Consider the following 13,503-nt stretch of genomic DNA (forward strand, 5'->3'; position numbering starts at 1 on the left):
CCTTCGGGCAGGGGCCGCCCGCGAAGGGACTGCCTGCAGAACGACTGACTGCGGAATGTCTGGGCGCGCCCTTCAGGCTTTCATGGATGGATTTACCGGATGCGACCCGACTTCGGGCCCGGGGCAGACTTTGCCCCGGGCCTTTTTTTGCACGCCATTCAGACCTGACGTTCAGGCCCGCTGTTCGTGCGGCGCTTCCGGGCTTCCGAAAGGGCGCGGATGATCCCCCGCAGCGTCCGAACCTCTTCCGATGTGAAGGCCGGGCGCGTGAGGAGCTGGGCAAGCGAGCGTTTCGTGGCGGGGGTTCGGTCGGGCACATGGAAATAGCCGGCGTTCTCGAGCGCCGTTTCCAGATGGGCGATCAGCCCCGCCACTTCCCCATGGGGGGCGGGCGGCAGGGGCGCGGCGGCTGGCCGGGGCGCGGCGTCCGACTGGAACCATTCATAGCCCATCAGCAGCACCGCCTGCGCCAGATTGAGCGAGCCGAAGCCCGGGTTCACCGGGCAGGTGATGACGGTGGTGACGGGCGCGAGATCGTCGGCGGTCAGCCCCGAGCGTTCCGGACCGAAGAGAATGCCGGCCTTCAGCCCCCGGGCGGCGCCCGCGCGGATCATGGCGGCGGCTTCCCGCGGCGTGACGACAGGCTTCGGCATGTCGCGCGGGCGGACGGTCGTGGCGAAGGTGAGCTGGCAGTCGGCGAGCGCCTCGGCCGGGCTTTCGGCCAGGCGGGCCGATTCCAGCACATGGTCGGCGCCGGCGGCGGCCGGCCCGGCATCGGGATTGGGCCAGCCATCGCGCGGCGAGACGAGCCTGAGGTCATCGAGGGCGAAATTCGCCATGGCGCGGGCGGCCATGCCGATGTTCATGCCCAGTTGCGGGCGCACGAGGATGATGGCGGGGGCCTGATCGGGGTTGCTCATGGGCTGCGCCTTTGCCCGAAGGGGGCGGGGCACGTCGAGTCCGTGGGTGGGACGGGCCTGCGGATGTCGTGTCGCCCGGATTTTCAGGCGCCCGGAATTTCTGGTGCTGCGGCCGGGGGCCGTCTATGGCCGGGCCATGGAACAAGCCGCGCCGACCGCGACGGAAGCACAGCCGCCCCTTCCCGTTATGGACCGCCCCGTGATGGACCGTCTTGCCGGGCTGCCACGCCCGCTGGCCCTTCTGGCGGCCATGGCCGCCGGCGGTGTCGCGGCGCTCGGTTTCGAGCCCGTGGGCAGCATCGCCGGCCCGATCCTCGGCATGGCCATGTTGCTGCTGCTGCTTGAGGCCAGCCCGCGCAACCGCGCCTTCGGCGCCGGCCTTGCCTTCGGTTTCGGCCATTTCCTCATGGGGCTGGGCTGGATCGCCACCGCCTTCACCTACCAGTCGGCCATGCCGCCCTTCATGGGCTGGGTTGCTGTGGTGGGGCTTTCGGCCTTTCTGGCCCTTTATCCGGCGATCGCCGCCTGGGCCGCGCGCCGGCTTGCCGCCGGCACGGTCTCGCTGGCGCTGCTGCTTGCGGGCTTCTTCATCATCACGGAAATCCTGCGCGGCACGCTTTTCACGGGCTTTTCCTGGAATCCGCTGGGGGCTGGCTGGCTGCAGCTGAAGGGCGTTTCGGCTCTTGCCGCCATCATCGGGGCAAACGGCCTTTCCGGCCTGGCCGTGCTTGCCGGTGGCAGCCTTGCGGCGCTGGTGGGCGGGCGTGGCCAGCCCTGGCGCGGGCGGATGGTGGCGGTCTTTCCCCTGCTGCTGCTTGTGGGGATCATCGTCGAACGGGCGCGGCCGCCGATGGATGAAGCCGCCGGCGCCACCATCATGATCGTGCAGCCCGATATCGGGCAGGACGAGAAGCTGTCGGAAGGCGGGCACGAGCAGGCAATCCTGACGCTCGCTGCGCTCACCCGCATGGGCCTGGAACAGGCGCCCGATGCCGTCGCCATCGTCTGGCCGGAAGCGGCGATCGAATATCCGCTGGAAGAAATGCCGGGCCTGCGCGCCCAGCTGGGCGGCCTGCTTGCCCCCGGCCAGCTGCTGCTGACAGGCGGCGTCGCCATCGAGCGCGACGCGGGCGGCCGGGCGACGGGTGCGCGAAACAGCCTTTATGCGCTCGACAGCAGCGGCGCGATCCTCGCCCGGCATGACAAGGCGCATCTTGTGCCCGGCGGCGAATATCTGCCGCTGCGCTGGCTGGCGGAGCCGCTGGGCCTTGCCCGTCTGGTGCCGGGAAGCCTCGATTTCCTGCCCGGCCCCGGCCCGGCCACCTACCGCCTGCCGGGCGTTCCGGCTTTTGCGCCCTCGATCTGCTACGAGATCATCTTCCCCGGCGCGGTTGCGCCGCGCGATGACCGGCCCGATTTCCTGCTCACCATTTCCAACGATGCCTGGTTTGGCCCGTCCGGCCCGCCGCAGCATCATGCGCAGGCAAGGCTGCGGGCCATCGAGGAAGGGCTGCCGCTGGTGCGGGTGACGCCCACCGGCGTTTCCGGCTTCATCGGCCCGCGCGGGGAGCTTCTGCACAGCCTGCCGCCCCATGCAGCGGCCACTGCCGCCCACCGCGTGCCCGCGCCCCTGCCGGCCACGCCATTTGCCCGCATCGGGCTGTGGGCTCCGCTGCTTTTTGCCCTGCTTCTCGTCGGTCTGGGCATGGGCGCGCGGGCCCTGAGCCTGCGCGGCGAGACGCGCAGAAAGACATAAACAAGTCTTTAAATCCTTGCCAGGCACCCCCGTTCCGGGCTAGCCGTGGCCTGTTCCAAAGGAGTGTCCCAATGGCCCGCAGCAATTTCATCTTCACCTCGGAATCGGTTTCGGAAGGCCATCCGGACAAGGTGGCCGACCAGATTTCGGATGCCGTGGTGGATCTTTTTCTCGCCCGCAGCCCCGAAGCGCGCGTGGCCTGCGAAACCATGGTGACAACCAACCGCATCATCCTGGCCGGCGAAAAGAACGCCCGTGGCGGCGCCGAGCCGACCGATGCCGAAATCGAAGCCGTCGCCCGGGAGGCCGTGAAGCGCATCGGCTATGCACAGAAGGGTTTCCACTGGAAGGACGCCAGCTTCGACAATTTCATGCACCAGCAGTCTGCCGACATCGCCGTCGGAGTCGACGAGGCCGCCGGCAAGGATGAGGGCGCTGGCGACCAGGGCATCATGTTCGGCTATGCGACCGACGAAACCGACGCCCTGATGCCGGCGACGCTGCACTACAGCCACCTGATCCTGAAGCGGCTGGCCGAATTGCGGCATTCTGGCGAGGCGCCCTTCCTGGAGCCGGACGCAAAAAGCCAGGTGACGCTCGCCTATGAGCGCGAGAAGCCCGTGCGTGCAGTGAAGCTCGTTGTCTCGACCCAGCATGCCGAGGGCCATGACCAGGCGAAGTTGCGGAGCTTCGTGAAGGATGTGATGGCAGAAGTGCTGCCCGACGGCTGGATGCCGAAGGACGAGGACGCCATTTTCGTGAACCCCACCGGCGTCTTCGTGACCGGCGGGCCGGATGGCGACGCGGGGCTGACTGGCCGGAAGATCATCGTGGACAGCTATGGCGGCGCCGCGCCCCATGGCGGCGGGGCCTTTTCCGGCAAGGACCCGACCAAGGTCGACCGCTCGGCTGCCTATATGGCGCGCTATCTTGCGAAGAATATCGTGGCCGCCGGGCTGGCGCGGCGCTGCACGCTGCAGCTTTCCTATGCCATCGGCGTCGCGGAGCCGCTGTCGCTCCATGTCGACCTGCACGGCACCGGCCTTGGCGTGACCGAAGACAGGCTGGAACAGGTGATTCCCGAACTGGTGGGGCTGACGCCGAAGAAGATCCGCCTGCACCTCGGGCTGAACCGCCCCATCTATCTGCGCACGGCGGCCTATGGCCATTTCGGTCGCGCGCCCGATGCCGATGGCGGCTTCAGCTGGGAACGCACGGATCTGGCAGAGGCATTGAAAGCCGCCGTCTGATTCGGATGGCGGCTAGTCCGTCACCTTCAGCTGGATGCGTGGCAGGCGGTACCAGCCATTGCCATCCATGTCCTCGCGCGGCTCTGCAAAACTGGCGACCGCCGGGCGCAGCAGGCGCGTCACCTCGGCGTCAAGGCTGTCGCAGCCGCTGGGGTTCAGCAGCCGCAGGTCGGTGACGTCCCAGCGGCGGTTGCTGGCGCCGCGCGCCGCGAAGCGCGCCTCGAACGCGTAGGTGTGAAGCAACTGGTCCTCGCCGGGCGCGAGGTCGGGGCAGAGATTATCGCGCGCCACGCGCCCGGCAAGCGGGGCAAGTGGCTCCAGCGCCTGCCCGAAGAGGGCGGGATAGGCCCAGATCTCGCCGAAGGGCGCGCGCCCGCTGGCGCCCGCTGGCGCTGCGAGCAGAAGGGCTGCTGCCACCATAGCCACAGCGTGGCCTGTCATGCGAATGATCCCCATCGGTCTTGCCTCCGCTTGCCGCGCGGCGGGCCTCAGCCCTTGCGGACCAGCGTGCCCGCGCCGCGCCGCGTGAAGATTTCAAGCAGCATGGCATGTGGCACGCGCCCGTCAAGGATGACGGCGGCATCCACGCCGCCCTCCACTGCATGCACGCAGGTTTCGAGTTTGGGGATCATCCCGCCGGAAATGGTGCCATCTTCCACCAGCCCGGCGATGGACGCCGGCGTCAGGTCGGACAGCAGCGCGCCTTCCTTCGAGAGCACGCCGGGCACATCCGTCAGCAGGAAGAGGCGGGCGGCCTTGAGTGCTGCGGCCACTGCTCCGGCACAGGTGTCGGCGTTGATGTTGTAGGTGTGGCCGTCCGCGCCGACTCCGACGGGCGCCACGACGGGGATGAAATCCGCACCGGCCAGCACGTCGAGCACATGCCGGTCAACCGCCGCCGGCTCGCCCACGAAGCCCAGGTCCACCACCTGCTCGATGGCGCTGCCGGGGTCTCGACGGGTGCGGTTCACCTTTTCCGCGCGGATGAGCCCGGCATCCTTGCCCGAAAGGCCCACCGCCCGGCCGCCGGCTTCGTTGATCCAGCGCACCAGTTCCTTGTTGATTGCCCCCAGCACCATTTCCGCGACGTCGGCCGTGGCCGCATCCGTCACGCGCAGGCCATCGACGAAACGGCTTTCATGGCCCAGCCGCTTCAGCATCGAGCCGATCTGCGGGCCGCCGCCATGCACCACGACAGGCCGGATCCCCACCTGCTTCAGCAGCACGATGTCCTCGGCGAAGTCGCGCGCCAGTTCCGGGTCGCCCATGGCGTGGCCGCCATATTTCACCACGAAGGTCTGGCCGGCGTAGCGCTGCAGATAGGGCAGGGCCTCCACCAGGACTTCCGTCTTGGCCAGCATTTCAGGGGGCGGGGCGTGGCGGGCGCCGGCGTGCGGCTTTTCGGGTGGATTCGCGCTCATGCCAGCCCCTTGGCAGCGTGCGCGGGCGTTGAAAAGAGGCAGAAGAGCCCCTTTCGCGCAACGCCCGCGCCCTCTAGATACCCGCCATGGCCCGCCCCCAGCTTCGTTATGTCTGCCAGTCCTGCGGCAGCGTGAGCCCCAAATGGCAGGGGCAATGCGCCGATTGCGGGGCCTGGAACAGCCTGCAGCAGGAAGCCTCGCCAGCAGCCACGCCCTTCACCCAGAAACACAGCCTGAAGAGCGGCGGCCGCAAGATCGCCATGCAGCGGCTGGATGACGAGGTTGAGCTGCCACACCGCCTGCCCACCGGCTTCGGGGAGCTGGATCGCGCGCTCGGCGGCGGGCTGGTGCCCGGCTCTGCCGTGCTGATCGGCGGCGACCCGGGAATCGGCAAATCCACCCTGCTGCTGCAGGCGGCCGGGCGCATGGCGCGCGCCGGCCTTCAGGTCGCCTATGTATCGGGCGAGGAAGCAGCCGACCAGGTGCGCCTGCGCGCCCGTCGCCTCGGCCTTGCCGATGCACCCGTCCGGCTGGCGGCGGCCACTTCGGTGCGTGATATCCTGACGACCCTGTCGGATGGAGCGCCGCCCGCGCTGCTGGTGATCGATTCCATCCAGACCATGCATTCCGACCAGCTGGAAGGCGCGCCGGGCACGGTCAGCCAGGTGCGGGCGTCCTCGCTCGAGCTCATCGGCTGGGCCAAGCAGTCAGGCACGGCGCTCATCCTTGTCGGCCATGTGACCAAGGACGGCCAGATCGCCGGCCCCCGGGTGCTTGAGCATATGGTGGATGCGGTTCTCTATTTCGAAGGCGAGGGGCGGCACCAGTATCGCGTGCTGCGCGCGGTGAAGAACCGTTTCGGCGGCACCGACGAGATCGGCGTCTTCGCCATGGAAGCCGACGGGCTTGGCGAAGTGCTGAACCCGTCCAGCCTGTTCCTCACCCAGCGCGACCGGCCCGTGGCCGGCGCGGTTGTCTTTCCGGCGCTGGAAGGCACACGGCCCGTTCTCGTTGAATTGCAGGCGCTGACCGTTCGGCTGCCATCGGGCGCCACGCCGCGCCGGGCGGTGGTCGGCTGGGACAGTGCGCGCCTTGCCATGATCCTTGCCGTGCTCGAAGCGCGTGCCGGTCTCGGCTTCGGCAATTCGGAAGTCTATCTCAACGTCGCCGGTGGGCTGCGGGTCGTCGATCCGGCCGCCGATCTCGCCGTTGCGGCGGCGCTTGTCTCGGCGCTGCTCGATGCGCCGGTGCCGGCTGACCTGCTGGCCTTTGGCGAAATCGCCCTGTCGGGCGAAGTGCGGCCGGCCGCCCATGCCGCCCTGCGGCTGAAGGAAGCGGAAAAGCTTGGCTTTGCCGCCGCGCTCGCGCCGCCGGGCACGAAGGGCGTCGGCCGGCTCGAGGTCCGTCCTGTCGCAACTGTCGCCGCCCTCGTTGACCGGCTTAAGGCCAGGCCCTAGCGAGGCGACATGGACATGGCGGCATCCCTGAACGGCTTCGACTGGGTCGTTGTTTCGCTGGTCGCCCTGCTGGCGATCATCGGCCTCATGCGGGGCTTCACCCACGAGGCGTTGAGCCTTGCCGGCTGGATCCTGGCTGCCAGTGTCGTGCGCTTCTTTCACGAGGGCGTGACACGCTGGCTGGCGCCGCACACGGGCGGCGAAGTCTGGGCGGCGATCATCGCCTTCCTCGTGCTGTTTTTCGGGACGGTGCTCGTTGCCGGCATTCTCGCCGGGCTTGCCGGCGGCTATGCGCGACGCAGCATGCTCGGGCCGATGGACCGCTTCCTCGGCTTCGGCTTCGGCGCCCTGAAGGGCGTGATCCTGGCGTCTGTCCTGTTCCTGATGATCGCCTTCGCCACCTCCACCTTCCACCCCGAGCGCCAGCTGCCGGAATGGCTGGCGACCAGCCGGTCTGCGCCGCTTCTGGATCTCAGCGCACGCGCGATGGTGGGCTGGGTCCATGAACTTCGTCGCGAGGATGGCGATCTGCCCGCGCGCGCAGGCGATGCCCCCGATGGCGGCCCGTCGGTCTTTGGCCTGCCACCAGGCCACCCGCCGGTAGAGCCGGAAATGGCCCCCGAGGGAGAGGGCGGCTACAGCTTCGAGGACAGGCGCGCGCTCGACCGCCTGCTGGAAGAGGGCGCGAAGGAAGGCGGGCAGGTCGAGATCTGATGCTGAAGCTTTACGATACATTGTCGCGCGAAAAGGTCGCGCTGCGGACCCCGGAACCGGGCCAGCCCATCACGCTCTATGTCTGCGGGCCGACTGTCTATGGCCGCGCGCACATCGGCAACGCCCGCCCGGCAGTGGTGTTCGACACGCTCTACCGCCTGCTGCGCCACCTGCACGGGCCGGAAAATGTGCGCTATGCCCGCAACATCACCGACATCGACGACAAGATCATGGCCAAAGCGGTGGAGGAGAACCGGCCGCCCGCTGCCGTCGCCGCCGAATTTGAGGCGCATTATTTCGCCGACATGGCGGCGCTGGGCTGCCTGAAGCCGGATTTCAACCCGCGCGCGACCGAGCATGTGGAAGGCCCGCATGGCATGATCGCCATGATCGAAGCGCTTGTGGCGCGGGGCTTTGCCTATGCCGCCGATGGCCATGTGCTGTTCGAGGTGGCGCGGTTCGACGGCTATGGCGCACTGTCGAAACGACCGATGGACGAGATGATCGCCGGAGCGCGGGTCGAAGTTGCCCCCTACAAGCGGGCGCCGGGCGATTTCGTGCTCTGGAAGCCCTCGCGACCGGACCAGCCGGGCTGGGACAGCCCCTGGGGCCGGGGGCGGCCGGGCTGGCACATCGAATGCTCGGCCATGATCCGATCGGTGCTGGAAACCGACACGATCGACATCCACGGCGGCGGGCTGGACCTGCAGTTTCCCCACCATGAGAATGAGCGCGCGCAGAGCTGCTGCGCCCATGACGGTACGGAACTGGCGCGGATCTGGATGCACAACGGCTTCCTCACCATGGGGGAGACGAAGATGTCGAAGTCGCTCGGCAACATCATCACGCCTGCCGACCTGCTGGAGGCCGGATGGCCCGGCGAGGTGATCCGCCTGGCGCTGCTTTCGGCCCATTACCGCCAGCCGCTCAGCTGGACGGATGCGCTTCTCGAACAGTCGCGCGCCAAGCTGGACCGCCTTTATCGCCGCAAGGCCGAGGGCGAGGCCGGCGCCGCTGATCCGGCACCGGCGCTGCTCGATGATCTCAACACGCCCGAAGCGCTTGCCGCCCTGCCCGATGGTGCGGCCGTGCTGGGGCTGTTGCAGCAGGCGCCGGACGACTGGTTCCGGGGTGATGCCGATGCCGCCGCCATCGAGGCGGACCTTGCCCTGTATCGCGCCGCCCGCGCCGCGAAGGACTGGGCCGCCGCCGACGCCATCCGGGATCGGCTCGCGGCCGACGGGATCGCCATTTCGGTCGCAAAGGACGGCCAGACGAGCTGGCGTCGCGCCTGAGGGCGAGATGCGATGATCCCGGCGCGGGCTTTGCGTTTGCGGCTTCGCTTCCTATAACCCGCTTGTGGATACGCCCCTCTATAATGCGGAAATATTGCGGCTGGCCGCCAGCATTCCCCATGCCGAGCGCCTGCCGGCGGCTGCCGGGACGGCGCGGCGCAGCTCGCCCATCTGCGGCAGCCGGGTCACGGCGGATGTCACGCTTGGTTCAGATGGCCGCATCGCGGCCTTCGGCCAGGAAGTGCGGGCCTGCGCCCTCGGGCAGGCATCCGCTGCAATTCTCGGCGAAGCCGTCATCGGGGAGACGGCGGAAAGCCTTGCCGGCGCGCGCGACCTTCTGGCGGCCTGGCTCAAGGGCGATGGCCCGCTGCCCGAAGCGCTTGCCGCCCGTTTTCCGAAGCTTTCCCTGTTCGAGCCGGCCCGCGCCCATCCGGCCCGCCACCCTTCCATCTGCCTTGCCTTCGATGCGGCCGCCGCCGCCGCCGAAGCGGCCGCCGCCGAACCCGCCGCCGCCGAACCCGCCGCCGCCGAACCCGCCGCCGCCGAACCCGCCGCCGCCGAACCCGCCACCCGATCCGGCGGGCGCTGAGGCATGGCGGCTGCAACCGACACCGGCATACTGACGGAAGCCGTCATCTTCCTGGGCGCCGCCGCCCTTCTCGTGCCACTGTTCCTGCGCCTGAAGCTCGGCGCGGTGCTGGGCTATCTCACGGCTGGCATCGTCATCGGTCCCCATGCTTTCGGCTTCATCACCGAGACCGAGGACATCATGCGCTTCGGCGAATATGGAATCGTGCTGCTGTTGTTCGTCATCGGGCTGGAGCTTCAGCCGTCGCGGCTGTGGGCCTTGCGGCGCGACATTTTCGGTCTTGGCACGGCGCAGGTCATACTGTCGGGCGCGGCGATCTTCGCCATGCTGCGCCTTCTCACGACTCTGAGCTGGCAGTCGGCGCTGGTCGTCGGCCTTGCGCTTGCGCTCTCATCCACGGCGCTCATCATCCAGTATCTCCAGGAAAAGGGCGCGCTGAACACCCGCATGGGCGAACGCAGCTTCTCCATCCTGCTTCTGCAGGACATCGCCATCGTGCCGCTGCTTCTTGTCGTCAGCGCCTTTTCGCGCGCGCCGGTGGAATCCACGGGGCCCGAGGGCGTGATGCTTGTGGTCTACAGCCTTGCCGCCATCATCGGGCTGGTCCTGGCGGGCCATTATCTTCTCAACCCGGCCCTCAGGATGTTCGGGCAGCTGGGCAGCCGCGACATCTTCGTGATTGCCGCCCTGCTCACCGTGCTGGGGGCTTCGCTGCTGATGGCAAGCTTCGGGCTGTCCATGGCGCTGGGCGCCTTCATCGCCGGCGTGATGCTGGCCGACAGCCCCTATCGCCACGAACTGGAGGCCGACATCGAGCCGTTCCGCGGCCTGTTGCTGGGCCTGTTCTTCCTTGCCGTGGGCATGACGCTCGACATCGGCGTGGTGATCGACAATCCGCTCCATGTTCTGAAGCTCGTCATCGCGCTGCTGCTGGTGAAGACGCTGGTGATCACTGCCCTTGTGCGGCTCTTCGGCTCCCCCTGGGCCGAGGCCTTCCAGTCCGGGCTGCTGCTATCGCAAGGCGGCGAGTTTGCGTTCGTGCTGCTGACGGCGGCCGTCGGCGGCATGCTCATCCTGCCCGAGGCCGCCTCGCTGTTCACGGCGGTTGTCACGCTATCCATGCTCGTCTCGCTGCTTGCGCTGGCGCTCTATCGCCGGTTCGTCAGGGCCGGCAGCGCAATGCCATCTGGCGAAGGGCTTGAAGGCCCCGAGGCTGCGCCGCCCGGTACCGTGATCGTTCTGGGCTATGGCCGCTTCGGCCAGATCGTCACCCAGCTCTTGCACGCGCGCGGTGTCGAGGTGGTGCTGATCGACACCAAGCCCGACCAGATCGAGCAATCCCGCGCCTTCGGCTGGAAGGTCTATTATGGTGACGGCTTCCGCCCGGACGTGCTGCGCGCCGCCGGCGCCAATGATGCGAGCCTGCTGATCGTGACGACAGCCGGCGCCTGGGATCCGAAGCGCCTTGACCCGGTGCGCAGCGCCTTCCCGCACCTGAAGATCATCGCCCGCGCGCATGACCGCCGCCACTACATGCGACTGGTGGCCGCCGATCTCGACCTTTCAGTTCGCGAACTCTTCCACGGTGCGCTGGAAGCCGGGCGGCTGGCGCTGGCGCAACTGGGCACGCCGCATGACATGATCGAGGCGATCGCCGACGAATATGTGCGCCGGGACAAGGAGCGGCTGGCTCTGCAGATCGCATCCGGCGACATCATGGCCGGGCGCGAAAAGGTGTTCCGCCCCGGCCACAACTGGAAGCCCGACAGCCCCGACACCGCTCTGGGCGAGATACCGCCTTCAGGTCGCGAAGATTGAGCCCGCATGCCGGCCGGGCAGACGACATTCGCGCGTGATCCCATCCCGCAGCGCGACTTTCAGGGCCATTCTGCCCTTTTAACGGGCACACTGCCTCAAAACCGGGCAGCAGGGCTGCGCCTGATTGCTTCCTCAGGCCAGCCGCCATGCGATATCAGAGTTGGCATGGCGCTTGCATGGTTGTTGGCAGCATATCAGGCGTAGCGGAGGGGCGCGGCGGCTTGTGGCCTGTGCCACGCCCCCGCTCCGGCTCAGGGAGCAGTGAAGGCGAATGAAAAAGGTCGAAGCCATCATCAAGCCCTTCAAGCTGGATGAAGTGAAGGAGGCGCTGCATGAAATCGGCGTTTCCGGCATCACCGTGACCGAAGCCAAGGGCTTCGGTCGCCAGAAGGGGCACACCGAACTCTACCGCGGGGCGGAATATATCGTGGATTTCCTCCCCAAGGTCCGGCTCGAAGTCGTTGTCGACGACGGACAGGTCGACCGTGTGGTGGAAGCCATTGCGACCGCCGCCCGCACCGGGCGCATCGGCGATGGCAAGATCTTCGTTTCCACGATCGACCGGGCGATCCGCATCCGCACCGGCGAAACCGATCTCGACGCGATCTGACCAGCATCAGGGTCAGCATCGATCCTGCCCATAAACAACGGTTTCAACCCAGCGAGGACAAGATGGCAAACACGCCCAGCGACATTCTGAAGATGATCAAGGAAAAGGAGATCGAGTGGGTCGATCTCCGCTTCACCGACCCGAAGGGCAAGTGGCAGCACCTCACCATGGCGCCTCGCGTCATCGACGAGGACAATCTCGCCGAGGGCTTCATGTTCGACGGTTCCTCGATCGCCGGCTGGAAGGCGATCAATGAATCCGACATGATCCTGAAGCCGGACCTGGACGCCGTCTATTTCGACCCGTTCAGCGCCACGCCGATGATGGTCCTGTTCTGCGACGTCGTCGAGCCGTCGACCGGCGAACTCTATGGCCGCGACCCGCGTTCGACGGCCAAGCGCGCCGAAGCCTACCTGAAGGGCACTGGCATCGGCGACACCGTCTATGTCGGCCCCGAGGCCGAGTTCTTCATGTTCGACGACGTGAAGTTCGGCCAGACCTATGCGGGCGGCCATTACAGCTTCGATGACATCGAACTGCCCACCAACACCGGTCGCAGCTACGAGGAAGGCAACCTCGGCCACCGTCCGCGCGCCAAGGGCGGCTATTTCCCCGTGGCCCCGGTGGACAGCGCCACCGACATCCGCGCGGAAATGGTGCAGACCCTGCTCGACATGGGCCTGCCGTGCGACAAGCACCACCATGAGGTGGCGGCCGCCCAGCATGAACTCGGCCTGGAATTCGGCACGCTCGTCGAAACCGCCGACCGCATGCAGATCTACAAATATGTCGTCCACATGGTGGCGCAGGCCTATGGCAAGACGGCGACGTTCATGCCCAAGCCCATCAAGGAGGACAATGGATCGGGCATGCATGTCCACCTGTCCATCTGGGCGAAGGGCAAGCCGCTGTTCGCTGGCGAAGGCTATGCCGGCCTGTCGGAAACGGCGCTCTACTTCATCGGCGGCATCATCAAGCACGCCAAAGCCTGCAACGCCTTCACCAACCCGTCGACCAACAGCTACAAGCGCCTGGTCCCGGGCTATGAGGCGCCGGTGCTGCTTGCCTACTCCAGCAGCAACCGCTCGGCCTCCTGCCGCATTCCCTATGGCACGGGCGCCAAGTCGAAGCGCGTGGAAGTCCGCTTCCCCGATCCGCTCGCCAACCCCTATCTCGCCTATGCGGCGCTGATGATGGCGGGCCTCGACGGGATCGAGAACAAGATCCACCCCGGCAACGCGATGGACAAGAACCTCTACGACCTGCCACCGAAGGAACTGAAGAAGGTCCCGACCGTGTGCGGCTCGCTCCGCGAGGCGCTCGGCGCGCTCGACAAGGGCCGCGCCGTCTTCACCAAGGGTGGCGTGTTCACCGACGAGCAGATCGACAGCTATATCGCGCTGAAGATGGAAGAGGTGATGCGCTGGGAAATGACCCCCACGCCCGCCGAGTTCGACATGTATTATTCCGGCTGATCCCTTCTGGCCGGGGCGCACGCCCCGGCCGCCAGGGTCGCCACAGGCAGGGGGCGGGTCTTTCCATGCGGAAGGGCCCGCCCCTTTCCGTGTGACGCGGCCTTTTTTCCACTGATTTGTCAAAATCCGCCAAATCGGCACCAATGCGCCGCTCTTTGCCTTGAAGCCGGCGGGTGCTGAAGTTAGTGTCCGGGCCGG

The 13,503-nt window shown here is 67.4% G+C and carries 12 protein-coding genes; 9 read left to right on the top strand and 3 right to left on the bottom strand.

The window, feature by feature from the left end:
- Window positions 1-158: 158 nt before the first annotated feature.
- Window positions 159-920 (bottom strand): RNA methyltransferase, encoded by a 762-nt coding sequence (locus tag ACUJ46_RS01590; protein ID WP_445388703.1) that lies wholly within the window; start codon window positions 918-920, stop codon window positions 159-161.
- 136 nt (window positions 921-1,056) lie between these two features.
- Between ACUJ46_RS01590 and lnt the strand changes: the two genes are divergently transcribed.
- Together lnt and metK are read left to right on the top strand one after the other, a co-directional pair.
- The gene (gene lnt / locus ACUJ46_RS01595; RefSeq protein ID WP_445388704.1) at window positions 1,057-2,676 is read left to right on the top strand and encodes an apolipoprotein N-acyltransferase; all 1,620 of its coding nucleotides are present in this window, start codon (window positions 1,057-1,059) and stop codon (window positions 2,674-2,676) included.
- 71 nt (window positions 2,677-2,747) lie between these two features.
- A complete protein-coding gene (gene metK / locus ACUJ46_RS01600) occupies window positions 2,748-3,926 on the top strand; it encodes a methionine adenosyltransferase (protein WP_445388705.1) in 1,179 nt (392 codons plus the stop codon).
- Window positions 3,927-3,938: 12 nt separating this feature from the next.
- Here the strand turns inward: metK and ACUJ46_RS01605 are convergent, their stop codons facing one another.
- A complete protein-coding gene (locus ACUJ46_RS01605; RefSeq protein ID WP_445388706.1) occupies window positions 3,939-4,367 on the bottom strand; it encodes a hypothetical protein in 429 nt (142 codons plus the stop codon).
- Window positions 4,368-4,414: 47 nt separating this feature from the next.
- On the bottom strand, window positions 4,415-5,347 hold the full coding sequence (gene argB / locus ACUJ46_RS01610; protein WP_445388707.1) for an acetylglutamate kinase: 933 nt from the start codon (window positions 5,345-5,347) through the stop codon (window positions 4,415-4,417).
- A gap of 86 nt (window positions 5,348-5,433) precedes the next feature.
- On the opposite strand from argB, the gene radA reads away from it, so the two are divergent.
- The 7 genes from radA to glnA all read left to right on the top strand — a co-directional run bounded on the left by radA (window position 5,434) and on the right by glnA (window position 13,305).
- The gene (radA, locus tag ACUJ46_RS01615) at window positions 5,434-6,804 is read left to right on the top strand and encodes a DNA repair protein RadA (RefSeq protein ID WP_445388708.1); all 1,371 of its coding nucleotides are present in this window, start codon (window positions 5,434-5,436) and stop codon (window positions 6,802-6,804) included.
- Between the two features lie 9 nt (window positions 6,805-6,813).
- The gene (locus tag ACUJ46_RS01620; RefSeq protein ID WP_445388709.1) at window positions 6,814-7,518 is read left to right on the top strand and encodes a CvpA family protein; all 705 of its coding nucleotides are present in this window, start codon (window positions 6,814-6,816) and stop codon (window positions 7,516-7,518) included.
- Window positions 7,518-8,813, top strand: coding sequence for a cysteine--tRNA ligase (gene cysS / locus ACUJ46_RS01625; RefSeq protein WP_445388710.1), 1,296 nt, complete (start codon window positions 7,518-7,520; stop codon window positions 8,811-8,813). The genes ACUJ46_RS01620 and cysS overlap by 1 nt, the downstream gene beginning before the upstream one ends.
- A gap of 64 nt (window positions 8,814-8,877) precedes the next feature.
- Window positions 8,878-9,402 carry an iron-sulfur cluster assembly scaffold protein gene (locus ACUJ46_RS01630; RefSeq protein WP_445388711.1) on the top strand — a complete coding sequence of 175 codons (525 nt, stop codon included), beginning with the start codon at window positions 8,878-8,880 and terminating at the stop codon, window positions 9,400-9,402.
- Window positions 9,403-9,405: 3 nt separating this feature from the next.
- The gene (locus tag ACUJ46_RS01635; protein ID WP_445388712.1) at window positions 9,406-11,220 is read left to right on the top strand and encodes a monovalent cation:proton antiporter-2 (CPA2) family protein; all 1,815 of its coding nucleotides are present in this window, start codon (window positions 9,406-9,408) and stop codon (window positions 11,218-11,220) included.
- 271 nt (window positions 11,221-11,491) lie between these two features.
- Window positions 11,492-11,830: a P-II family nitrogen regulator gene (locus ACUJ46_RS01640; RefSeq protein WP_445388713.1), complete on the top strand. Its 339-nt coding sequence runs from the start codon at window positions 11,492-11,494 to the stop codon at window positions 11,828-11,830.
- A 62-nt stretch (window positions 11,831-11,892) separates the two neighbouring features.
- Complete coding sequence (gene glnA / locus ACUJ46_RS01645) at window positions 11,893-13,305, top strand: type I glutamate--ammonia ligase (protein ID WP_445388714.1); 1,413 nt, start codon at window positions 11,893-11,895, stop codon at window positions 13,303-13,305.
- Window positions 13,306-13,503: the final 198 nt, after the last annotated feature.

The sequence above is a fragment of the Sandaracinobacteroides sp. A072 genome, from assembly GCF_052616365.1.